This is a genomic window from Actinosynnema sp. NPDC023587, assembly GCF_040640215.1.
GTDB lineage: Bacteria > Actinomycetota > Actinomycetes > Mycobacteriales > Pseudonocardiaceae > Actinosynnema.
On record NZ_JBFABG010000006.1, the window covers coordinates 84,532 to 105,690 of the forward strand.

Consider the following 21,159-nt stretch of genomic DNA (forward strand, 5'->3'; position numbering starts at 1 on the left):
GCGCCGCCGGAGTCCGGTGAGGACGGTCGGTCACGACCGCATCGCGTTCGAGCGGGTCACGCCTCGACGGCGCTCCCTAGCGGATCACGAAACCCCCGTTGACGCCGATGGTCTGGCCGGTCACGTAGGTGCCGTCCGGGCCGACCAGGAAGGCGACCGCCGAGGAGATCTCGGCGGGCAGCCCGAACCGGCCCAACGGGGTCTGGCGCTCCAGGTCCTCGCGCACCACGGGGGCCATCACGTCGCCCAGCGGCGTGTCGATGTATCCGGGGGCGATGCAGTTCACCCGGATACCGCGCGGCGCGACGTCGCGGGCCACCGCCTTGGTGAGGCCCTCGATACCGGCCTTCGCGGCCGAGTAGTGCGGGATGTGGGCGCAGCCCGTCATCCCGCAGACCGAGGACACGTTCACGATCACCGCGCCGCTCGTCATGTGCCGCAGCGCCGCGCGGGTGCCGTAGAAGGTGCCGTCCAGGTGGACGCCGAGCATCCGGTGCCACGCCTCGTCGCTGATGGCCACGGTGGCGTCCAGCATCGTCGTCGGCTCGCCCGACTTCCCCTCGGCCAGCCGCGACGCCAACCGGCCGAAGGCCTCGTCCGCCTCCTGCCCGCCCCGGATGCCGGCGTTGTTGACCAGGATGTCGAGCCGGCCGTAGGTGTCCACGACGGCCTGCACGGCCTCGTCCACCTGAGCCGAGACCGACACGTCGGCCACCACCGCCATGCCCTGCCGGAGCAGGCCCGCGGTCAGCTCCGCCCCGGTCGAGTCGACGTCCAGCGCGGCGACCCGCGCGCCCTCGGCGTCGAGCCTGCGGGCGACCGCTTCGCCGATCCCCGAACCGGCACCGGTTACCAGCGCCACCTTGCCCTCGATGCTGCCCATGGCCGCAGACGCTAGTCAGCGCCTGCCGACTCGCTGTGGCCCCGGCCACAGTCGGTGCGCTGGTGGTCAACGGCTGTTCGCCATCGGGCAAGCGTTCCCCAGGCCGCCGCCGCACCCTGGGGCCGTACAGGGCGGACGGAGGCGGCATGACCGAGGTAGACCGACGTGTCCCGACAACCCGGAAGGGCAACTCGATCGTCGGGTTCGGCAGGCAGGTGCTGCGGGCGGAATCCAGCAGCGTGCTGATCGCGACGATCCTGCTGGTGCTCGTGATCGGCGTGCTGCGCCCCAACTTCCTCACCATCGGGCAGTTGCGGGACGTGCTCAACAACTCCGTGTACGTGGCGCTGCTCGCCGCGGGCATGGCGTTCCTGTTGGCGATGCGGGAGATCGACCTCTCCGTGGGTGCGATGTTCGGCCTCTCGCTGATCACCTCGGCGCTGCTGATGAGGGACGGTTTCAACCCGTGGCTGGCGTGCGCGGCGGGCATCGCGCTCGGCGCGGTCCTCGGCCTGGCGAACGCGTTGGTGGTGCAGCACGTCGCGATCCCGGCGTTCGTCGCCACCCTGGCGACGATGCAGCTCTACCGGGGACTCGCGGTCGCGCTCGGCGAGGGGCAGCAGGTGACCGGGCTGCCGCTGGAGCACTCCTTCTTCTCCGTGCTCGGCGGCGACTGGCTCGGGCTCCCGGTGAGCGTGTGGATCCTGATCGCGGTCACGGCGGGGCTGACCGTGGTGCTCCGGTGGACGCCGTTCGGCTACCGGGTGCGGTCCATCGGGTCCAACCCGGACGCCGCCGCGTTCTCCGGCATCTCCATCCCGCGCACGCGGATGTACGTGCTGATCCTGGTCGGGGCGATCGGCGGCCTGGCCGGCGTGCTCGGCCTGGCCTTCTTCACCTCCGGTGACCCGAACATCGGCACCGGCTTCGAGCTCCAGGCGATCGCGGCGGCGGTGATCGGCGGCACGCCGCTGCGCGGTGGCGTCGCGACCGTCGTGGGCGCGGTGTTCGGCGCGATCCTGCTGGGCGTGGTGTCCAGCGGTCTCGTCTACTTCAACATCCCCGCGAACTGGAGCTCGTTCGCCACCGGTCTGGTCGTCCTGCTGGCGGTCGGGGTGGACAGCGCGCTGCGCAGTCGGCGGCGAGCCCGCGAATCAATGCTCGGCCTGTGAAACCCCGCGTAGGAAAGAGGTCCCTGATGCGTCCCCATCGGTACGTGGCGGCGTTCGCCGTCGCCGGTCTGCTGGCCGGCTGTGGCGCGGCGGAACCGTCCGCCGACACGCCGCTCAAGATGGCGTTCGTCTACGCCACGTCGACGCAGAACCCGTTCCAGGAGATGGCCTTCGGCGCGAAGGCCGCCGCGGCCGACGCCGGGAACATCGACCTGACGCTGAGCGCACCGTCCCAGGTGGACGGTCCGCAGGAGGTCCAGCTCTTCCAGTCGGCGATCCGCAACTCCAAGGACGGCGTCGCCCTGGAGACGCTGACCCCCGACCTGTTCGTGCGCCCGCTCAACCAGGCCACCGACCTGGGCGTGCCGATCGTCGCCGTGGACACCGCTCCCCCGGCGGGCACCAAGGTCGACCTGTTCATCGGCAACAGCAACACCGAGCTGGGCAAGCTGCTCGGCGAGGAGTTCGTCAAGCAGGTGCCGGAGGGCACCACCGGCGAGGTCGTGCTGGGCAACGCGATCCCCGGCCTGACCCTGTTGCAGCAGCGGCTGGACGGCATGAAGTCGGTCATCGAGGCCAAGCGCCCCGGCCTGACGATCACCGGCCCGTTCGACTCCGGCTCCGAGCCGACGTCGAACTTCAACAAGTGGAACGACATCGTCAAGGCGCACCCGGACGCCATCGGCTACCTGGGCGTCGGCGCGCAGGACGCGGTGTCGCTGGCGCTGATCCAGAAGAACACCGGCCGCAAGTTCCTGGCCGGCTCGTGCGACCCGGACGTCGCCGCGCTCCAGGCCGTCAAGGACGGCTACGTGTTCGCGCTCGCCTCGCCCGAGCACTGGATGAAGGGCTACGTCGCGCTGCGCATCCTGGCCGACCACGCGCGCACCAAGAAGGAGATGCCCAAGGGCTGGTGGGACACCGGCTCGCTGGTGGTGAACGCGGCCAACATCGACCAGATCATGGCGCGCCAGAAGGACGAGGACTCCCGCAAGGCGGCGTTCAAGGCGGAGACCGACAAGCAGCTCGCCGACCCGGCGAAGCACCTCAAGCCCATCGGGGAGGCCAACTGATGCACGCCTTCACCGCGCACGGGATCACCAAGACCTACGGCGGGGTCACCGCGCTGGCCGGAGCGGACCTCACGCTGCGCCCCGGTTCGGTGCACGCCCTGCTGGGCGAGAACGGCGCGGGCAAGTCCACGCTGATCAAGGTGATCACCGGGGCGGTGTCGCCGGACGCCGGCACGCTGCGGCTGGCGGGCGCGGACGTCGCCTTCGCCAGCACGGCCGAGGCGGCGGCCAACGGCGTCGCCGTGGTGTCGCAGGAGCTCAACCTGTTCCCCGACCTGGACGTGCTGGCCAACCTCTACCCGATGCGCGAGCCGACCCGGGGTCCGTTGCTCAACCGGGCGGAGATGCTGGCCAAGGCGGTGCCGGTGCTGGAGCAGCTCGGCCTGGACGTGGACCCGAAGGCCAGGCTCGGCTCGCTCTCGCTCGCGCAGCGGCAGCTCGTGGAGATCGCGAAGGCGCTGATCGTGCGGCCCAGGGTGCTGATCCTGGACGAGCCCACGTCGGCGCTGGACAAGGACAGCTCGGCGCTCCTGCTCGACGTCCTGCGGGTGCTGCGCGACCGCGAGGTGGCGGTGGTGTTCGTGTCGCACATCCTCGAAGAGGTGATGAACCTGTGCGACGAGATCACCGTGCTGCGCGAGGGCCGCACGGTGCTCGACGCCCGGCCGCGCGCCGAGCTCGACATCGGCGACGTCGTGCACGCCATGCTGGGCAAGGACCTGCCGGTGCCGGTGCGCACGACCGGCACGCCGGGCGCGGCGAAGCTGGAACTGCGCGGTGTGACGGTGAAGGACCGGCTCACCGACGTGGACCTGGTGTGCTCGGGCGGCGAGATCGTCGGCCTGGCCGGGCTCGCCGGGTCCGGGCACACCACGGCGCTGGAGGTCGTCGCGGGCATCCGGCGGCCGGTGCGGGGCTCGATCACGCTGCCCGGCGGGCGGACCCCCCGGGACTTCCGGTCCGCCATCGCGGCCGGGGTGGCGCTGGTGTCGGGCGACCGGCGGCGGGTCGGGCTGATGCTCGACAAGCCGGTGTGGGAGAACATCGCCCAGGTCCGGCCGGTGGCGCTGGCGGCGGCCGGCGGGCTGCTGCGCACCGGCGCGCTGCGCGAGTCGGCGCGGGCGCTGGCCGAGCGGGTGCGGGTGCAGCCGCCGAACGTGGACATCCGCGCCGGGCTGCTGTCCGGCGGCAACCAGCAGAAGGTGGTGCTGGCGAAGTGGCTGGCGGCGGACCCGTCCGTGCTGCTGCTGGACGACCCGACGCGGGGCGTGGACCTGGGTGCGCGCGCCGAGATCCACGCGCTGCTGCGGGCCGTGGCGGACGCGGGCAAGATCGTCGTGCTGTGCTCCACCGACCTGGACGAGCTGGTCGTGGCGTGCGACCGGGTCGTGGTCTTCCACAAGGGCGAGGTGTGCGCGGAGCTGACCGGTGACCGGATCGACCAGCACACCATCCTGCGCACGATGAACACCGGCGAGGTCTGAGCCGGACCGACGGCCGCGCCGGGGGCTTCTCCTCCGGTGCGGCCTGGCGGTCGGCACGGGCCCACGTGAACGGAAACCACTCGTTCGTGAGGGTGGTGTCCCCGGCTGGCGGATGGCCGACCGGGGCCGCGAGTGCCACTCTCGACCGTTGTGACGGACACCGCCCCCGCCGAACAGGCGACCGCGACCTCCGACTGGACCACGCCGACCGGGCTGGGGACGTCCGCGGCCCGTCTGGCGGCCCGGTTCGCCCGACTGCGGCCCGAACCACCCGCACCGACCCCCGTGCCCCCACCCGCCGCACCACCGAGCACCGCGCCACCGGTCCCCGGCCTGAGCACGTCGTACCCCGGTCTCCCCGTCCCGCCCGGCTCGCCGCACCCCGGTCTGCCCGGTGTGCCGGACCTGGCCGCGCTGCTGGGCGAAGTGGCGCTGGTGGGCGAGGCGGCGCGGACCGCCGGGGCCGCCCCCGGCCCGGGGTACGCCCTGCGCGAGTGGGGCGACGGCACCCGCTCGCCGCTCTACGTCCCGGTCGTCGAGCGCGTCGACGACGTGCTCACCGGCGCGGTCGAGGACCGGCTGGTCGAGTGGGCCGAGCGGTGCGGTTTCGTCGGCGAGGAGCTGGACCACCTGCGCGGCGCGGGGTTCGGCCGGCTGGCCGTGCTCGCCCACACCGACAGCGACGACCCCGAGCACCTGCTGATCGCGGCCAAGCTGAACGCCGCCTGGTGGGCCGCCGACGACCTGTACGCCGACGACAGCGAGCGGGGCGCGACACCCACGGAGCTGCCGCCCCGGCTGGCGCTCGCGATGGCCGCCATGGACCCGCTGCCCGCCGCCGGCGAGTTCACCGCCCCGCTGGAGGAGGCCCTGGCCGCCGAGCCGGTGCTGGTGGCGCTGCGCTCCGGGATCGACCACCTGTCCCGGTTCGGCTCGCCGGCCCTGGTGCAGCGGGTGAACTACTCGACGTTCGCGATGTTCGTCGCCTGGAACACCTACGCGGCGTGGCGGCACACCGGCGACTACCCGCCCGCGTGGAAGTACCTGGCCACCCGCCAGCACGACACGTTCTACACGTCCATGACGCTGGTCGACGCGGTCGGCGGCTACGAGGTGCCGGCCGAGCTGTACTACGACCCGCGCGTGCGGCGCGCCGCGTTCCAGGCGGGCACGGCGGCCGTCCTGGTCAACGATCTGCTCTCGGTGGCCAAGGACGCGGCCGACGAGAACCCGGTGGTCAACATGGTGCTCCAGATCGCGGCCGACCGGGAGTGCCCGATCGCCGAGGCGACCGAGGTGACCGTGGACCTGCACAACCGCTTCGTGCGCGATTTCGAGGCCGGCCACCGGGAACTGCTGGCCGTCCCGTCCCCCGAGCTGCACCGCTTCCTGCGCGGCCTGCGGGCGTGGATGGGCGGCGGCTTCGAGTGGCACAACACGAACCCGCGCTACCGCGCCTGACCCCACCGCTCACGCCGCTCACCGCGGTGACCACTCCCAGGACGGCCGTACCCGAATCCGGAGGACACCGGATCGAGACGGCCGTCCTCCGTCGTCCCGCCCGGCTCCCACCGACCGGCGGCCCGCGTCCCCGGGGCACGGCGGACTCCGTCCTCAGGCGCGGCGACCCGCACCGGGCCACACCACGTCCCCGCCCCCGGCCGGACTTCCACGTCGTCAGCTCACCATTCGTCCACGGGGTACGGACGCCCGGCCGCCTTCGACGCGATGGCCTCTGCCAGTCGTCCGAGGTCGTCGGCCAACTCCACCTCCACATCGGCCAGTTCGACGCTGTACCTGGTCCGACCGGCCGCCTGAGCGCCGTGGGCACTTTCATCCATGAGCCGGACTATGTAGCGCCCCAACCGGGTGTTGACGCTGGTGAGCCAGGTGTTGAACAGCAATTCGTCCTTGGTCACCGCACCACGCACCGTCCCATCCGTTCCACGACAGCGGCTCGGGTCGAGCCGTCATGGCCAACGTAGGGACGACCGAGGGTCACCAGTTGCACATATCTTGTAACGATCGGCGAGTCGCACGCCCTCCGAAGCACCGTCGCCCAGAATATTCGCACCCACCGTTGCGCCGAAAAGCGGACCTCGCCGATTCCGCGCGATATTCCGCACGGCGAGGACCCGCCCCGCGCACGTTTATCCGCACTGGTGCCGGTCGGACTTCAGGGCCGCGCCGGGGGACGCGGGCCGTTTGTCACCCGGAGATCAGTTCGGCCGCCTTCTCCGCGATCATCGCGGTCGGGCTGTTGGTGTTGCCGGAGACGATCGAGGGCATGACCGAGGCGTCGGCCACCCGCAGTCCCCCGATCCCGCGCACCCGGAGTTCGGCGTCCACCACGCTGCCCATGGCGCAGGTGCCGGACTGGTGGTGGTAGGTGGTCACGGAGCGCCGCACGTAGTCGCGCAGTTCCAGCCTGCCCGGGTAGATCTCGTCCGCGCCCCACTCCTTGAGCGCCCGCTCGTGCCCGATCTCCTGGCACAGCAGGACCGCTTCGACCAGGGCGTCCACATCGGACCCGGCGGACAGCGCGCGCGGGTCGATCACCGGCGGGCCGTCCGGGGCGGACAGCGTCACGCGGCCGGAGCTCTCCGGGCGGATCAGCCCCGCCATCAGCGAGAACCCGTTGTCGGGGCCGGACATCCACTTCTCGTACAGCGGGGCGCTGAAGTGCAGCGGCTGGAGGTCGGGGCCCGCCAGGCCGGGGCGGCTGCGCCAGAACAGGTGCGTCTGCGCGGGCGGGATGCCCGGCGTGTGCCCGATCGGCTTGGCGGCGCTGAAGATCGTCGGGACCAGCCAGTGGTCCTGGAGGTTGTCGCCGACGCCCGGCAGGTCCGCGACCACGTCGACGCCCGACGCCCGCAGGTCGTCGGCGGGCCCGATGCCCGAGCGCAGCAGCACCAGCGGCGACCCCAGCGCGCCCGCGCTGAGCACCACCTCGCCGGCGCGGGCCCGGCGCACCCGGTCGTACTCGGTCCACTCCACGCCCACGCACCGGTCGCCGGACATCAGCAGCTTCCGCACGTGCGCGTTCGTGACGAGGGTGAACCTCGGGTGGTCGAGCACGGGGGTGAGGTAGGCGCGCGCGGTGGTGTGCCGCTCCCCCGCCGCGATGGTGAACTGCATCCGGCTGACGCCGGTCTGGTCGCCGTCGTTGTAGTCCGCGTTGTACGGCACCCCGGCCTGCTGCGCGGCGGCCACGATCGAGTCCTGGACGGCGTCGGCGGCGTAGTCGCGCAGGATGGTCAGCGGCCCGTCCTCGATCCGCCGGAACACCGGCTCGACGTCCGCCCACGACCAGCCGGCGTTGCCGCGCGCGGCCCAGTCGTCGTAGTCGGCGGGGTTGCCGCGAACGTGGATCATCGCGTTGAGCGCGTGCGAACCGCCCAGCACCCGCCCCCTGGGCAGGTGCAACGACCGGCCTCCGGCGTCGCGCTGGGGCACCGACCGCAAGCCCCAGTCCTGCGCGCTGTCCCAGAGCTCGTGCATCCGCAGCGGGTCGTGGATGGCGGGGTTCAGGTCCCGGTCGCCGGCCTCCAGGAGCAGCACCGTGCCCTCTGTCCGGTCCAGCAGCCGCCGGGCCAGCACACAGCCGGCCGTGCCCCCACCCACCACCACGAAGTCCGCGTCGACCATTGCCCCAGTCCAGCAAACGGGCGGCTGTCTTCCTTGAACCGGAGCGCACGGCCGTTGTCCGGCCGCGCATCGGGCACAGGAGGACGTGAACCGCACCGGACCCGGACCGCGCAAGCCCCGGGCTGCGGGGCCACGTGCGGAGCCCCTCGGGCGGGACGGGACCGGGCGGGGACGCCCGGACCACCGCCGGTTAGTCGGTCTCGTCCTCGAACTCGCCGATCAGCTCTTCCAGCAGGTCCTCCAGCGCCGCGATGCCCACCACGTCGTCGCCGTCCGCGACCAGCGCGAGCTGCGAGCGGTGCGCGCGCATCTCGCTCACCGCGTCCGTCACCGACAGCGACGACGGCAGGGTGAGCGGAGCGGTCATCAGCTCGCGCGCCGGGCGGGCCTGTCCCACCGCGGTCGCCCGGACCACCTCGCGGATGTGCACCAGGCCGACGAAGCGGCCGTCCTCGGCGCGCACCGGGAAGCGGGAGTGGCCCGTCGCGCGGCTGTGGTGCTCCACGTCGTACGCGTCGGTGTCCTCGCGCACGCTGTCCACTTCGGACACCGGGACCATCACCTGCGCCAGGGACGTGCCGCGCAACTGGAGCATCCGGGTCAGCAGCCGCCGCTGGCCCTCCGGGATGAGGCCGTGCTCGGCGGACTGGCGCACCAGCATCCGGATGTCGTCCGGCTGGTCCGCCCGCGACAGCTCGTCCTGCGGCTGCACCTTCAGCAGCCGCAGCAACGCGTTCGTGGTGTGGTTGAGCGAGGTCAGCACCCACCGCACGGACCTGGCGAACGCCCGGAACGGGATCGCCAGCAGCAGCGCCGAGCGCTCCGGGTGCGCGATGGCCCACGACTTGGGTGCCATCTCGCCGACCACCATGTGCAGGAAGACCACCAGCACCAGGCTGATCGTGAACGCGACCGCGTAGGAGAGCCGGGTCGGCAGGCCCAGCGCCAGGAACAGCGGGTCGAGCAGGTCGGCGACGGCGGGCTTGGCCAGCGCGCCCAACCCCAGGGTGCACAGCGTGATGCCGAGCTGCGCGCCGGCGAGCATGAGGGACAGCTCGCGCACCCCGGCCACGGCCGCGCGCGCGGCCCGGCTGCCGTCCTCGGCGGCCTGTTCCAGGCGGTGCCGCTTGGCGGCGATCAGGGCGAACTCGCCGGCCACGAAGAAGGCGTTGGCCACCAGCAGGACCAGTGACGCGAACAGCGCCCCACCGGTGTTCATCGGCCACCCTCCGCGTGCAGCAGGACGGCGCTGGGCACGTGCCGGGACACCTCGGCCACCCGCACCACCACGCCGTCGAGGGCGAGTTCGTCACCGGCGCGCGCGGTGCGGCCCAGCCGGTGCAGCACCAGGCCGGACACGGTGTCGTAGCTGTCGTCGGAGGGCAGTTCGATACCGGTGGCGTCGGCGATCTCGTCGATCCGCGACCGACCGGGCACCGACCACCAGCCGTCCGGGCGGCGGCGCACCCCCTCGGCGACGATGTCGTCCTCGTCGTGGATCTCGCCCACGAGCTCCTCGGCGAGGTCCTCCAGCGAGACCACGCCCGCGAAGCCGCCGAACTCGTCGACCACGCACGCGAGCTGGCGGCGCTCGGTGCGCAGCCGTTCCAGCACGGCGGGCAGGCCGAGCGAGGCGGGCACCACGAGCGCGGGCACGGCGATCGACCGCACGGGGGTGCCGCGCCGGTGCTCCGGCGGCACGGTCAGCACCTCGGCCAGGCCAACGACGCCGATCAGGTCGTCCAGGTCGTGGCCGACCACGGGGAACCGGGAGTGCCCGGTGTCGAGCAGTTCCACGACGTGCGAGGTGGGCTCGTCCGCGCCGACCGTGCGGACCGCGACGCGCGGCGTCATCGCCTGGTCGGCGGTGAGCCCCCGGAAGTCCAGGCCCCGGTCGAGCAGGCGGGTGAGCTCGGGGTCGAGGTGGCCCTCCGCGCCGGCCGCGCCGATGATCTGCGCCAGGTCCTCGGAGGTCGCGCCCTGCGGGAGCTCCTCGACGGGTTCGATGCCGACCGCGCGCAGCAGCCGGTTGGCCGAGGCGTCGAACAGGCGGATCACCGGACCGGTCACCTTCAGGTAGACCGCGGTGGAGGGGGCCAGGAACTTCGCCAGCGCTTCCGGCTTGGCGATGGCCAGGTTCTTGGGGAACAGCTCGCCGAGCACCATCTGCACGACGGTGGCGAACACCAGCGCCAGGACCAGCGACAGCGACATCCGCGCCGCCTCGGGGAGGCCGGTGAAGCCGAGCAGGTCGGCCAGGCCGGTGCCGAGCAGCGGTTCGGCGATGTAGCCGACCAGCAGCGCGGTGACCGTGATGCCGAACTGGGCTCCGGAGAGCATGAACGAGAGCTGGGTGGTGACGGCGTACGCGCGGTCGGCGGCCTTGTCGCCGTTCTCCGCCATCTGCCGGAGGCGACCGCGGTCGACCGCCATGTAGGCGAACTCCTGCGCGACGAAGTACCCGGTCGCGGCGGTGAGCGCGACGATGGCCAGCAGGCCGCCGAGGATCAGCACGGCGCACCGCCGCGAGGTGGCCGGGGCTCGCCCGGCTCGCTACTGCAACCGTCGGAATCCGTCGGATCAGGCATGACATCGACACTAGCACGTGGCACTGTATGGTTTGTGAGCGAGGCCCTGATCAGGATCGGTGAGTTGGCGGCCCGAGCGGGCGTCAGCATCCGCACGGTGGACTATTACACCCAGTTGGGATTGATCGCGCCCGCTCAGCGCACCGCGGGCAACTACCGGTTGTACCGGCTGGCCGACGTGGAGCGCATCCACCTGGTGCAGCGGCTCGAAGTGCACGGGTTGCCGCTGGACGAGATCGCGGTGGCGCTGACCGGCGGCCAGACCGACGTGGGCGCGATCCTGACCCTCATCGACGACGACCTCCGGGTGCTGCACGCGGCGGCCGAGACCGCCTCGCCCGAGCTCCAGGGCATCCTCGGTGCCATCGCGACCCGGGTGCACGCGCTGATCACCATCGCGCTCCAGATCCCGCCGGACCTCCCGCTGCCGTAGCCGCCGGTGCCCGCTCGCCGCGACCGGAACTCACCCGTCCGCTGGGCCCGTCACCGGGCGTGCGAACGACACCACCCTGCCTGGTGACAGCGCGCTGATTTATGCCGTTCTGCATCACTCTTTCGAGTAATTCGAATATCGCCCGATCGGGACGGGAATTTCCGGGTCGTACGCTGCCACCCGTCGAATTCCTTTTCCCCGTGGAGTTGTCGCGTGCCCGGATATGCCGCTCTCGTGGCCGCCACGGCGATGTACGCGCTGGGGATCGTCGCGCAGACCACCGCCGCCCGCCGCGCCGCACCGGGCGACGGCTTCGGACTGCTCGCCCGGCTGGTCGCCGACCGGCTCTACCTGCTCGGGTTCGCCGGCCAGGTCGGCGGGTTCGCCCTGGCCTTCGCCGCCCGCGCCGAGCTCCCGCTGTACCTGGTGCAGGCCGGCTCGTCGTGCGCGGTCGGCGTGGCCACCGTGTTCGGCGTCCTCGTGCTCGGGTGGCGGGTGCGCGCGGTCGAGGTCGCCGTGCTGGTGACCATGGCGATCGGGCTGCTGCTGCTCGCCGGGGCGTCCGCGCCGTCGGTGGCCGAGGAGATCCCCACCGGCACCGGGCTCCTGGTGCTCGGGCCGCCGCTGGTGGCGGTGTTCCTGGTGGTGCGCAAGACGTCCGGCGTGGTGCCGGTGGCGGCGGCGGCGGGACTCGCCTACGCCGTGGTCGCGATCGCCGGCCGGTCGCTGGCCGACGAACCGCTGCTCGACCTGCCCTTCTTCCCGCTGCTGTGGCTGATGGTCGCGGCGGCGCTGGTGGGGCAGGCGGGCATGGCGGTCGCGTTGCAGCGCGGCGGGGCCACCTCGACGGTCGCCACCATGGACTCGGTGACCGTCGTGGTCACCTCGGCCGTGGGCGTCCTGGCCCTGGGGGACCGGATCACCCCCGGCCGCGAGTGGTGGGTGGCGGCGGGCGTCGCCCTCGTCGTGCTGGGCGTGCTCGCCCTGGGCCGCGCGGCGCGCCCGGTGGCCGCGCCGCCCGCTCCCGCGCGGGAGGCGGTGTGACCGTCGCCAGCGTCTCGCTCGACCTGGACAACCTCTGGGCCTACCTCAAGACCCACGGCGACCCGGCGTGGGAGCGGCGGCCGAGCTTCCTGCCCACCGCGACGCCACGCCTGCTGGAGGTCTTCGCCGAGCACGGCCTGACCACCACGGTGTTCGTGGTCGGCGCGGACGCGGTGCGCGACGACGGGGCCGCCGCGGTGGCCGCGATCAGCGCCGCCGGGCACGAGGTCGCGAACCACTCGTTCGGCCACGAGCCGTGGTTGCACCGGTACTCGCGCGCCGAGCTCGAAGCCGAGGTGGTGCGCGCGGAGGACGCCCTGGTCGCCGCCGGCGCGCCGCGCCCGGTCGGCTTCCGCGGGCCCGGCTACAGCGTCACGCCGGACCTGCTGGACGTGCTCGCCGAGCGCGGCTACCGGTACGACGCGAGCACGCTGCCGACCTGGATCGGACCGCTGGCGCGCTTCTACCACAACCGCTCCGCACCCTCCACAGAGGACAGTTCGGAGCTGTTCGGCGGCTTCGCCGAGGTGTTCGCGCCCAACCGCGCCTACCGCTGGGACAGCGGCCCGGTCGAGCTGCCGGTGACCACCATGCCGCTGCTGAGGGTCCCGGTGCACGGGTCGTACCTGCTGCGACTGCACCAGTTCTCCCCCGCCCTGGCCCGGGGCTACTTCCGCACCGCGCTGCGGCTGTGCCGGCTGCGCGGGGTCTCGCCGTCGCTGCTGCTGCACCCCACGGACGTGCTGGGCGCGGCCGAGGCACCCGGGATGGAGTTCTTCCCCGGCATGGCGGTGCCCGCCGCCCGGAAGGTCGCGCTGCTCGGCTGGGCGCTGGGCGCGCTGCGGCGGCACTTCGAGGTCGTGGGCACCGGGGAGCACGTCGCCCGGCTGGGCGCGGACCTGCCGGTGCGGGCCGCGCGGCGACTGGCGCGGTCGGGATGACCTGGCTGGTGCGCGTGCTCGCGTGCGCGACCGTGGCCCTGGCCCCGCTCGAAGGCTACCTGCTGGAACTGCACGGCCAGGCGGCGAAGGTCGCGCCCGGCCTGCTCGTGGTGGCGTGGCTGGCCCGACGGGTGTGGGAGCGGCGGGTGCCGCGACCCCACCCGGTGCACGGGGTGCTGGCGCTGTTCGCGGTGGTGCTGCTGGCGTCCACGGCGCTCAACGCGGGCGGCCCGTACGCCGTGGAATACCTGTTGCGGTGGCTGCCGTTCCTGGTCGTCACCGTGGTGCTGGTGGACGTCGCGTCCCGCGAGGTGCCGATCCGGGCGCTGCTCGCCTCGATCGCCGGCGGCGCGGCGGTGGCCGCCGTGGGCGCGCTGCACAGCCTCGTCGCGGACGGGCAGACGCGCGCCACCGGACCGCTGGAGGACCCGAACGACCTGGCGTACTTCCTGGTGGCCGCGCTGCCGCTGCTGGTCGCGCTGATCGACGGGCGGCGGTCGGCGGCCCGCGCGGCCGGGTTGGCGGCCACCGCCCTGGTGCTGGCGGCGGGCGCGGCGGCGACGTTCTCGCGCGGCGGCGGGCTCGCGCTCACCGCCGCGCTGGCGTGGCTGGTGGCCCGGCGGGCGCTGCCGGTGCGCGCGGTCGTCGGCGGGGCGGCCGCCCTGGCGGCGGTGGGCGTCGCCGCGCTGGTGCTCGCGGGTCCGACGCTGGACCGGGCCTTGCAGGAGAAGAGCCACATCGCGGGGTCCAACGTGGACACCCGCGAGCTGCGCTGGCAGGCGGCGGCGCGGATGCTGACCGACCGCCCGGTGCTCGGGGTCGGGCCGGGCGGGTTTCGCGGCGGGTACGCCGCCGCGTCGCACAACGCCGAGGTGGACGAGCAGAACCCGGTGGCGCACAACATGTACCTGGAGGTCGCCGCCGAGCTGGGGGTGCCGGGCTTCGGGCTCTTCGCGGGGCTGCTGGCGATCGCGGCGGTGTCCTCGGAACGGGTGCTGCGGGCCGGGTCGCGCCGCCCGATGGCCGCCGCGCAGGCGTCGCTGATCGCCGTGGTCGTGGCGTCGACCTTCTTGTCCCAGCAGTACTACCTGCCGTTGTGGTCCCTGGTCGCGGTCGTCGCCGCGGCCGATCTGCGTCGAAGGGGAACCGAGTGCGCGTGCTCCACGTGATCAGTGAGATGGGCACCGGCGGGGCGGAGGCCCTGGTCGCCGGGATGGCCCGGAGCGGTCGGGAGTTCGGCTGGCAGACCGCCGTGGCCAGCGGCGGCGGGCACCGGGCCGAGGCGCTGCGCGGGCACGGCGTGCCGACGTTCACCGTGCCGGTCCCGCGCCGCAAGGCCGCCGGGGTGCTGCGCGCGACCACCGCGACCCGCGCCGCCATCAAGGACTTCAAGCCCGAGGTCGTCCTGGCGCACAACGTGTCCGCGAGCATGGTCGCCCGGTTGGCGCTGCTGCCCGGCCGGGTTCCGCTGCTGACGGTGTTCCACGGCGTCGCGGACACCGACTACGACGGTGCGGCGCGGATTCTGCGGCGCACCTCCGGCGCGGTGGTGACGGTGGCCGAGGCCACCGCGACCCGGTTGCGCGCCGCCGGGCTGCGCCCGGACCCGCTGGTGATCCCGAACGCGGTGTTCCCGCAGGAACCCCGGGTGGACCGGGCGACGGTGCGGGCCGCGATGGGCGTGCCGCAGGACGTGCCGGTGGCGCTGTGCCTGGCCCGGATGGCCCCGCAGAAGCGGCACGACGTGCTGCTGGCCGCGTGGGCGCGGATCGGCGGCGGCGCGGAGCTGTGGCTGGCCGGCGACGGCTCGCTGCGGCCCGCGCTGGAGCGCACCGCCGCCGGCATGGCCGGGGTCCGGTTCCTGGGCAACCGACCGGACGTGCCGGACCTGCTGGCGGCGGCCGACGTCACGGTGTTGACCAGCGACTGGGAGGGGATGCCGATCGCGGTGCTGGAGTCGCTGGCGGCCGGGCGGCCGGTGGTGGCGACGGACGTGGACGGCGTGGGCCAGGCGCTCGCCGGCGGCGGCGGGCTGGTCGTGCCGCCGCGCGACCCGGAGGCGACCGCTGAGGCGTTGCGGAGCCTGCTGTTCGACGACGCGCGGCGCGCGGCGGTGGGCGCGGCGGGGCGGGCCGCCGTGACCAAGGCGCACGACCCGCGCGCGCTGATGAAGTCCTACGACGAGCTGTTGCGGAAGTGGGGAAGTCGATGACGAAGACGCGGCTGATCGGGCAGGGCGTCCTGGTGGCGCTGGCGGTGGCCTCGCTGGTGGTGCTGGCCACCCTGTTCCGGAGCGAGGAGCACGTGGCGCGGGTGGGCCTGCTGGCCGGCCCGGCGAGCGCGGATTCGCCGCAGTACGGCGAGGTCACCGCCCTGGCGCTGCCCGCCCTGGTGGAACTCGCGCGCAGCCCGTCCGTGGTGGGCGCGGTCGGCACGAACGCCGAGCGGGTGTCGGTGGAGCTGGTCCCCGCGTCCGGGCTGGCCCGGGTGTCGGTGCGGGCGGCCACCGCCCTCCAGGCCAAGCGCGAGGCCACCGCGCTGGCCAACGTCCTGGTGCAGGCGGACCTGCTGGCCCCGGCCGGGAAGCTGCGGCTGCTCGACCAGCCCGAGGTCGTGCGGGTCTCCCCGGACTGGCCGCTGACGACGGGGCTGGCCGGCGCGGCGGGCCTGGTGGCCGGCATCGCCTCCGTGGTGGTGCGGCACCTGCGCCGGACCCGCGCGACCGACGGCGTGCGGGCGGCGTTGGCGTCGGCCGGCGTGCGGCACGCGGTGCCGGTGCTGCCCGACGACGACCCGGACCTGCTGGAAAAGCTGACCGCCATGCTGACCGCAGCCGCCCGGCCGGTGCGCGTGGTGTCGGTCGACCCCGATCTGGTCGAACGGGCCGAGGACCTCTCGGACGACCTGCCGGACAAGGTCTTCGAGCCGGCCGAGGGGACGGCGCTGGTGGCCGTCGTGCCACGTGGCGCGCGGCACGACGCGTTGGCCGGCGTGGTCGGCTCGCTGTCGGCGGACACGTCGGTGATCGCGGTGGTGGTGGTGTGAAACGGGAGCTGGAACGCGGTCTGGACCGGCGGGGGCTGGTCGCTGTTCTGGTCCCGGTCCTGGTCGCGGCGGTCGGGGCGCTCGCCGCGTGGCGGGCGCTGCGGCCCGCGTGGGAGGTGCCGGCCCCCACCTGGGCGAACCGGGCCGAGGAGCGGATGCAGGACTTCCGCGACGCGCTGCACTACCCGATCCGCGAATTCCTGGCGGGCGGCAACCCGTACGACCCGGCGGTGATGTTCGCGCACTGGCCGGTGCGGCAGAACTTCAACCTGTACCAGCCCTACCACCTCGTGCTGCACCTGCCGTTCGCGCTGCCCGACTACCGGGTGGGTGCGGTGGCGTTCGCGGCGTTCCTGCTGCTGCTGCTGGTCTTCCTCGCGGTGCTCACGGCCGGGCACGTGCGCGCGCCGCTGTTCCTGGGCACGGCGGTCGTCGGCACGCTGCTGGTGGTCAGCCAGGTCGGCAAGGCCCAGTTGTACGTGGGGCAGGTCAACCCGCTGATCGCGGTCGGCGCGGCGGGCGCGCTGCTGGCGCGGGACCGCTACCCGCGCCTGGCGGTGGTCGCGTTGGCGCTGGCGTGGTTGAAGCCCCAGTTCGGGTTGCCGCTGGCGGTGCTGCTGTTCGCGCGCGGGTCGCGGAAGGTCGCCCTGGGCGGCACCGGGGTCGCGGCGCTGGCCAGTCTGCTCGTGGTGGTGCCGCTGGTGCTCGGCGGTGGCGGGGTGGGCGCGTTCCTGGACGTGGTCGGGCGGAACCTGGAGCACGCGGGCGCGACCGCGTACGGCGCGGTGGACTCCCTCACCGCGCAGCGGGTCGACGTGGCGGCGGTGCTCTTCCGGATCACCGGGTGGCTGCCGCCGGGCGCGGAACCGCTCGTGCTGGTCGGGGTGCTGGCCGCGACGGTCCTGGTGGTGCGCCGGCTGGACCGGGCCGGTGACCCCACCGGCCTCGCGGTGGCCGACCTGGTGACGTGCCTGGCCGTGGTGGTCGCGGTGGTGCACCAGCCCGGCGACGTGCTGATCGCCGTGCCGGCGCTGGCGATGGTCGCGGTGCGGTGGTGGCGGGACCGGACCCCGTCGCTCGGCGTGGCGCTGGTCGCGGCGCTGATCCCGTTCGCGCACCTGCACTTCGTGGACGACGCCGTGCGGTCGTCGCTGGGCGAGCGGGCGAGCGTGACGCTGGACGGGGCGGCGATCGTGGTCGCCTGGGTGGTGCTGGTCGTGGTCGCACGACGGCACGCGCCCGCCGTGCGGACGTGACGGGCGCGGTGCGCGGCTCGCTGTGGCTGTTCCTGGTCAACCTGGTCGGCAAGGGCGGCCAGGTGGCCGTGACGCTGGTGCTGGCGGCGTTCCTGACCGAGGAGGGCCTCGGCCTGGTCGCGCTGACCGTCGCGCTGGTCAACATCGGCCAGGTCGTGCAGTCCGCCGGCGTCTACGACGTGATCAGCCGGACGGGTCTGGACCCGCGCCGGATGGCGGGGACCCTGCTGACGCTGAGCGTCGGCACGGGCGTCGCGCTGGCGCTGCTGCTGGTGCTGGCGGCGGACGGGATCGCGGCGGCGCTGGGCGCACCCGGCGTCGCGCCGCTGATCCGGCTGGCCGCCGCGAGCCTGCCGTTCACCGCGGCGGCCGGCGTGCAGATGGGGCTGCTGCACCGCGACCTGGACTTCCGGCGGCGGCTGCTGCCCGACGCGGGCGGTGCCGTGCTGGGCGCGGCCCTGACGATCGTGCTGGCCGCCCAGGGGTTCGGGCCGCACGCGCTGGTGTACGGGCTGCTGTGCACGGCCGTCGCGCAGCCCGTGCTGGGCGTGGCCGTCGGGGTGCGGGTGCGGCCCCGGTGGGACGCGGACGCCGCCGCCGAGGCGGTGCGGTGGATCTCGGTGGTCGGGCCGGGCGCGCTGGTGGCCGTGCTGCTGGTCAACGTCGACTACCTGGCGGTCGGCCACGAGCTGGGCACCGAGGCGGTCGGCGTGTACTCGCTGGCGTACCGGATCGCCTGGGTGCCCTGCATCATGGTCGCGGTCGTGCTCGGTGGCGTGGTGTTCCCGTTGTGCGCCAGGCTGATCCGCACCGGCCGGCGCGGTGAGCTGCCCCAGGCGGCCGGTCGGTTCACGCACGCCGTGCTGGTGGTGACCGGCGGGTTGTACGCGGTGACGGCGGCGCTGGCCGACCGGGTGGTGCTCTTCGGGGACCGCTGGGCACCGGCCGCGCTGCCGCTGGTCCTGTTGTGCGGCTACGGGTTCGGGTTCGGCCTGCTGCACCTGTGGTACCAGGTCATCCGCGCCGCCGGGCACGCCCGCCGGTACCTGGCGCTGGAGCTGGCGCACCTGGTGGCGCTGGTCGTCGGGCTCGCGCTGTGCACCCGGTACGGCGTGGTCGCGGTCGCGATCACCCAACTGGCCGTGGTGTGGGCGATGGTGCCGCTGGCGTGGCTGGTGTTGGCGCGCAACGGGATCGCGCCGCCCGGACTCGCGCGGATGGCGGCCTCCGTCGCGGTCGGGGTGGCGTGCTGCCTGGCCGTGGGACGGCTGTTCGGCGATCTGTTCGGACCGACGCTGCCGGGCGCGCTCGGCGAGGCGGCGGCGCTGGTGCTCGGCTACACGGCGGCGGCGTTGCCCGCCAACCGCCGCACGGTTCGCGAACTGCGTGAGGTGCGCCGATGAGGATCGTCCACGTGACCCAGCCGGTGGCGGCGGGGGTCGCGGCAGTGGTGTTGGAACTCGCCGTCGCCCAGCGGGAGAGGGGGTGGTCGGTCGACGTGGTGTGCCCGCCGGGGTGGCTGGCGGACCGCCTGGCCGACGTGCGGATCGACGTGCACGACTGGCCCGCCGGCCGCTCCCCCGGTCCCGGCACGCTCGCCGAGGCCGCGCGGCTGCGCCGGGTGCTGGCCGTGCTGGACCCGGACGCGGTGCACCTGCACAGCTCCAAGGCGGGGTTGGCCGGGCGGCTCGCGGTGCGCGGCACCCGGCCGACGATCTTCCAGCCGCACCTGTGGTCGTTCCAGACCGCGCGCGGCGTGCTGCGGCACGCGTCGGCGGCGTGGGAGCGGTACGCGGCCCGGTGGACTCACCAGCTCGTGTGCGTCAGTGACGACGAGCTCGCCGCCGGGCGCGCCCGGGGCATCGGCACGGCGGCGGAAGTGGTGTGCAACGGCGTCGACACGACCGCGTTCCGGCCGCGCAGCCGGGTCGCCGCCCGGGTCCGGCTGGGCCTGCCGGACGTGCCGACCGCCGTGTGCGTGGGCCGGCTCGCCCCGCTCAAGGGCCAGGACCAGCTCCTCCGGGCGTGGCCGGCGGTGCTGGAGCGGGTGCCCGACGCCCAGCTCGTGCTGGTCGGCGACGGCCCGATGCGGGCCAGGTGGGAGGCGGCGGGCGACCTCGGGTCGGTGCGGTGGTGGGGGCACGACACGGCGGTGGCCGACTTCTACACCGCCTCGGACGTGGTCGTGCTGCCGTCGCGGGCCGAGGGGATGGCCCTGGTGCCCCTGGAGGCGATGGCCAGCGGGCGGACCGTGGTCGCCTTCGACGTCGGCGGCGTGCGGCAGAGCGTCGGCGGCGCGGGCGCGGTCGTGCCGGCCGGTGACGTGCCCGCGCTCGCCGAGGCCGTCGCGGTGCGCCTGGCCGACCCGGTGCTGGCCGCCGAAGAGGGTCTGACCGGGCGGCGGCGGGCCGAGGTGCTGTTCGACTCGGTGCGGGTGGGCGACCAGGTCGCGACCCTGGTGGAGAAGCTCGTGGGAGGTAATCGGTGAAGGTCGCCTACGTGTTGACGCAGGACCGCGGTGGTCCGGTGGACGTGACCGTGCGGCTGGCGGCGACGCTCGCCGCGTCCGGGGAGGCCGAGGTCCGGGTGTTCGGGCCGCGCCCGGCGCGCGGCGGGGAGCTGATCGCGGGGTGCCACGAACCGGTTTCGGTGCTCGGCAAGGGGGACTTGCCGGGCGGCCGGCTCGCCCGCGACGCGGTGCGGGCGTGGCGGCCCGACGTCGTGCACGCCCAGGACCGGCGGGCCGGGCTGGTGAGCGCGGGGTTGCGGTTGCGGCACAAGGTGGTGCAGACCTACCACGGGCTGCCCGACGACGTGAGCGAGGCGTGGTTCCGGGGTGTGCCGGGCGCGGTGGGGCCGTCGAGCTACACCCGGACCGTGCTCGCGGCGGACGCCGGCGTCGCGCGGTTCGTGCACCGGACGGTCGTGCCGGCCACGTCGATGGGCGAGTTCCTGCAACGACGGCTACGGGTGCCGGCGCACCGCGTGGCGCACATCGACAACTGCGTGGAGATCCCCGAGGCGGCACCGCCGCGCGGGCCGGTGCGGCGGCTGGTGTTCGTCGGGCTCCTGGTGGAGCGCAAGGGTTTGCCGGTGCTGCTCGCGGCGCTGGCCGGGGTGATGCCGGACGACGCGACGCTGACCGTGATCGGGGACGGGCCGCTGCGCCTGGCGGCCGAGGAGCAGGCGCGGCGGCTGCTGCCGGGCCGGGTGGAGTTCCTCGGGTTCCGGCCGGACGTGGCCGACCAGTTGCGGCGGCACGACGCGCTGGTGCTGCCGTCGCTGCTGGAACAGCAGCCGCTCGTGGTGGCCGAGGCGATGGCGGCGGGCAAGCCGGTGGTGGCCACGGACACCGGCGGGGTCGCGGAGATGCTCGTGGACGGCGCGGGGCTCGCCGCGCCGGGGGACGTGGAGGGGCTGGCGGTCTGCCTGAAGGGCCTGTTCACCGATCCCGTTCCCGGCCGGTGGGGACGGCTGGCGGCGCTGCGCGCCCGGACCCGGTTCTCCCCCGAGGTCTGCGCGCAACGCCACCTGGCCCTCTACCGGGAACTGCTCGCCGACGAGTGACACCGGTGCGGGGACGGCGGTCCGG

Annotated in this window: 19 protein-coding genes; 14 read left to right on the plus strand and 5 right to left on the minus strand. The window is 74.1% G+C overall.

The genetic code is table 11. The features are described from left to right. Nucleotides 1-76: 76 nt before the first annotated feature. Nucleotides 77-883 (minus strand): SDR family NAD(P)-dependent oxidoreductase, encoded by an 807-nt coding sequence (locus AB0G01_RS18060; protein WP_360946747.1) that lies wholly within the window; start codon nt 881-883, stop codon nt 77-79. Between the two features lie 146 nt (nt 884-1,029). On the opposite strand from AB0G01_RS18060, the gene AB0G01_RS18065 reads away from it, so the two are divergent. The 4 genes from AB0G01_RS18065 to AB0G01_RS18080 all read left to right on the plus strand — a co-directional run bounded on the left by AB0G01_RS18065 (nt 1,030) and on the right by AB0G01_RS18080 (nt 6,073). Then, on the plus strand, nt 1,030-2,055 hold the full coding sequence (locus AB0G01_RS18065) for an ABC transporter permease (RefSeq protein ID WP_360946749.1): 1,026 nt from the start codon (nt 1,030-1,032) through the stop codon (nt 2,053-2,055). Between the two features lie 26 nt (nt 2,056-2,081). Continuing rightward, nucleotides 2,082-3,128 (plus strand): sugar ABC transporter substrate-binding protein, encoded by a 1,047-nt coding sequence (locus AB0G01_RS18070; protein WP_360946751.1) that lies wholly within the window; start codon nt 2,082-2,084, stop codon nt 3,126-3,128. After that, on the plus strand, nt 3,128-4,612 hold the full coding sequence (locus AB0G01_RS18075; RefSeq protein WP_360946753.1) for a sugar ABC transporter ATP-binding protein: 1,485 nt from the start codon (nt 3,128-3,130) through the stop codon (nt 4,610-4,612). Before AB0G01_RS18070 ends, AB0G01_RS18075 begins: the two co-directional genes overlap by 1 nt. 150 nt (nt 4,613-4,762) lie before the next feature. Further along, nucleotides 4,763-6,073: a family 2 encapsulin nanocompartment cargo protein terpene cyclase gene (locus AB0G01_RS18080; protein ID WP_360946755.1), complete on the plus strand. Its 1,311-nt coding sequence runs from the start codon at nt 4,763-4,765 to the stop codon at nt 6,071-6,073. 221 nt (nt 6,074-6,294) lie between these two features. Here the strand turns inward: AB0G01_RS18080 and AB0G01_RS18085 are convergent, their stop codons facing one another. From AB0G01_RS18085 to AB0G01_RS18100, 4 genes are all read right to left on the minus strand, one after another. Then, nucleotides 6,295-6,531 carry a hypothetical protein gene (locus AB0G01_RS18085; RefSeq protein ID WP_360946757.1) on the minus strand — a complete coding sequence of 79 codons (237 nt, stop codon included), beginning with the start codon at nt 6,529-6,531 and terminating at the stop codon, nt 6,295-6,297. 289 nt (nt 6,532-6,820) lie between these two features. After that, nucleotides 6,821-8,260 (minus strand): GMC family oxidoreductase N-terminal domain-containing protein, encoded by a 1,440-nt coding sequence (locus AB0G01_RS18090; protein WP_360946759.1) that lies wholly within the window; start codon nt 8,258-8,260, stop codon nt 6,821-6,823. 190 nt (nt 8,261-8,450) lie between these two features. Next, a complete protein-coding gene (locus AB0G01_RS18095) occupies nt 8,451-9,479 on the minus strand; it encodes a hemolysin family protein (protein WP_360946761.1) in 1,029 nt (342 codons plus the stop codon). Then, complete coding sequence (locus AB0G01_RS18100) at nt 9,476-10,774, minus strand: hemolysin family protein (RefSeq protein WP_360946763.1); 1,299 nt, start codon at nt 10,772-10,774, stop codon at nt 9,476-9,478. Before AB0G01_RS18100 ends, AB0G01_RS18095 begins: the two co-directional genes overlap by 4 nt. 108 nt (nt 10,775-10,882) lie before the next feature. Between AB0G01_RS18100 and AB0G01_RS18105 the strand changes: the two genes are divergently transcribed. From AB0G01_RS18105 to AB0G01_RS18150, 10 genes are all read left to right on the plus strand, one after another. Continuing rightward, the gene (locus tag AB0G01_RS18105; RefSeq protein ID WP_360946765.1) at nt 10,883-11,281 is read left to right on the plus strand and encodes a MerR family transcriptional regulator; all 399 of its coding nucleotides are present in this window, start codon (nt 10,883-10,885) and stop codon (nt 11,279-11,281) included. Nucleotides 11,282-11,494: 213 nt separating this feature from the next. Beyond that, nucleotides 11,495-12,325: a hypothetical protein gene (locus tag AB0G01_RS18110; RefSeq protein ID WP_360946767.1), complete on the plus strand. Its 831-nt coding sequence runs from the start codon at nt 11,495-11,497 to the stop codon at nt 12,323-12,325. Next, nucleotides 12,322-13,266: a polysaccharide deacetylase family protein gene (locus AB0G01_RS18115; protein ID WP_360946769.1), complete on the plus strand. Its 945-nt coding sequence runs from the start codon at nt 12,322-12,324 to the stop codon at nt 13,264-13,266. Before AB0G01_RS18110 ends, AB0G01_RS18115 begins: the two co-directional genes overlap by 4 nt. Continuing rightward, nucleotides 13,263-14,435 carry an O-antigen ligase family protein gene (locus tag AB0G01_RS18120; RefSeq protein ID WP_360946771.1) on the plus strand — a complete coding sequence of 391 codons (1,173 nt, stop codon included), beginning with the start codon at nt 13,263-13,265 and terminating at the stop codon, nt 14,433-14,435. Before AB0G01_RS18115 ends, AB0G01_RS18120 begins: the two co-directional genes overlap by 4 nt. Next, on the plus strand, nt 14,417-15,478 hold the full coding sequence (locus tag AB0G01_RS18125; protein WP_360946773.1) for a glycosyltransferase: 1,062 nt from the start codon (nt 14,417-14,419) through the stop codon (nt 15,476-15,478). The genes AB0G01_RS18120 and AB0G01_RS18125 overlap by 19 nt, the downstream gene beginning before the upstream one ends. Beyond that, nucleotides 15,475-16,311 carry a hypothetical protein gene (locus AB0G01_RS18130; protein ID WP_360946775.1) on the plus strand — a complete coding sequence of 279 codons (837 nt, stop codon included), beginning with the start codon at nt 15,475-15,477 and terminating at the stop codon, nt 16,309-16,311. Before AB0G01_RS18125 ends, AB0G01_RS18130 begins: the two co-directional genes overlap by 4 nt. Continuing rightward, on the plus strand, nt 16,308-17,567 hold the full coding sequence (locus AB0G01_RS18135) for a glycosyltransferase family 87 protein (RefSeq protein WP_360946777.1): 1,260 nt from the start codon (nt 16,308-16,310) through the stop codon (nt 17,565-17,567). Before AB0G01_RS18130 ends, AB0G01_RS18135 begins: the two co-directional genes overlap by 4 nt. Further along, nucleotides 17,564-18,970 carry an oligosaccharide flippase family protein gene (locus AB0G01_RS18140; RefSeq protein ID WP_360946779.1) on the plus strand — a complete coding sequence of 469 codons (1,407 nt, stop codon included), beginning with the start codon at nt 17,564-17,566 and terminating at the stop codon, nt 18,968-18,970. The genes AB0G01_RS18135 and AB0G01_RS18140 overlap by 4 nt, the downstream gene beginning before the upstream one ends. Continuing rightward, nucleotides 18,967-20,055, plus strand: a complete 1,089-nt coding sequence (locus AB0G01_RS18145; RefSeq protein WP_360946781.1) for a glycosyltransferase — start codon at nt 18,967-18,969, stop codon at nt 20,053-20,055. The genes AB0G01_RS18140 and AB0G01_RS18145 overlap by 4 nt, the downstream gene beginning before the upstream one ends. Before the next feature lie 11 nt (nt 20,056-20,066). Then, the gene (locus AB0G01_RS18150; protein ID WP_360946783.1) at nt 20,067-21,134 is read left to right on the plus strand and encodes a glycosyltransferase family 4 protein; all 1,068 of its coding nucleotides are present in this window, start codon (nt 20,067-20,069) and stop codon (nt 21,132-21,134) included. The last annotated feature ends 25 nt before the right edge of the window (nt 21,135-21,159 follow it).

Coding starts and splice junctions, on each gene's coding strand:
- AB0G01_RS18065 (WP_360946749.1), top strand. CDS start 1,030: ATGACCGAGGTAGACCGACGTGTCCCGACAACCCGGAAGGGCAACTCG.
- AB0G01_RS18095 (WP_360946761.1), bottom strand. CDS start 9,479: ATGAACACCGGTGGGGCGCTGTTCGCGTCACTGGTCCTGCTGGTGGCC.
- AB0G01_RS18130 (WP_360946775.1), top strand. CDS start 15,475: ATGACGAAGACGCGGCTGATCGGGCAGGGCGTCCTGGTGGCGCTGGCG.
- AB0G01_RS18145 (WP_360946781.1), top strand. CDS start 18,967: ATGAGGATCGTCCACGTGACCCAGCCGGTGGCGGCGGGGGTCGCGGCA.
- AB0G01_RS18075 (WP_360946753.1), top strand. CDS start 3,128: ATGCACGCCTTCACCGCGCACGGGATCACCAAGACCTACGGCGGGGTC.
- AB0G01_RS18070 (WP_360946751.1), top strand. CDS start 2,082: ATGCGTCCCCATCGGTACGTGGCGGCGTTCGCCGTCGCCGGTCTGCTG.
- AB0G01_RS18060 (WP_360946747.1), bottom strand. CDS start 883: ATGGGCAGCATCGAGGGCAAGGTGGCGCTGGTAACCGGTGCCGGTTCG.
- AB0G01_RS18090 (WP_360946759.1), bottom strand. CDS start 8,260: ATGGTCGACGCGGACTTCGTGGTGGTGGGTGGGGGCACGGCCGGCTGT.
- AB0G01_RS18120 (WP_360946771.1), top strand. CDS start 13,263: ATGACCTGGCTGGTGCGCGTGCTCGCGTGCGCGACCGTGGCCCTGGCC.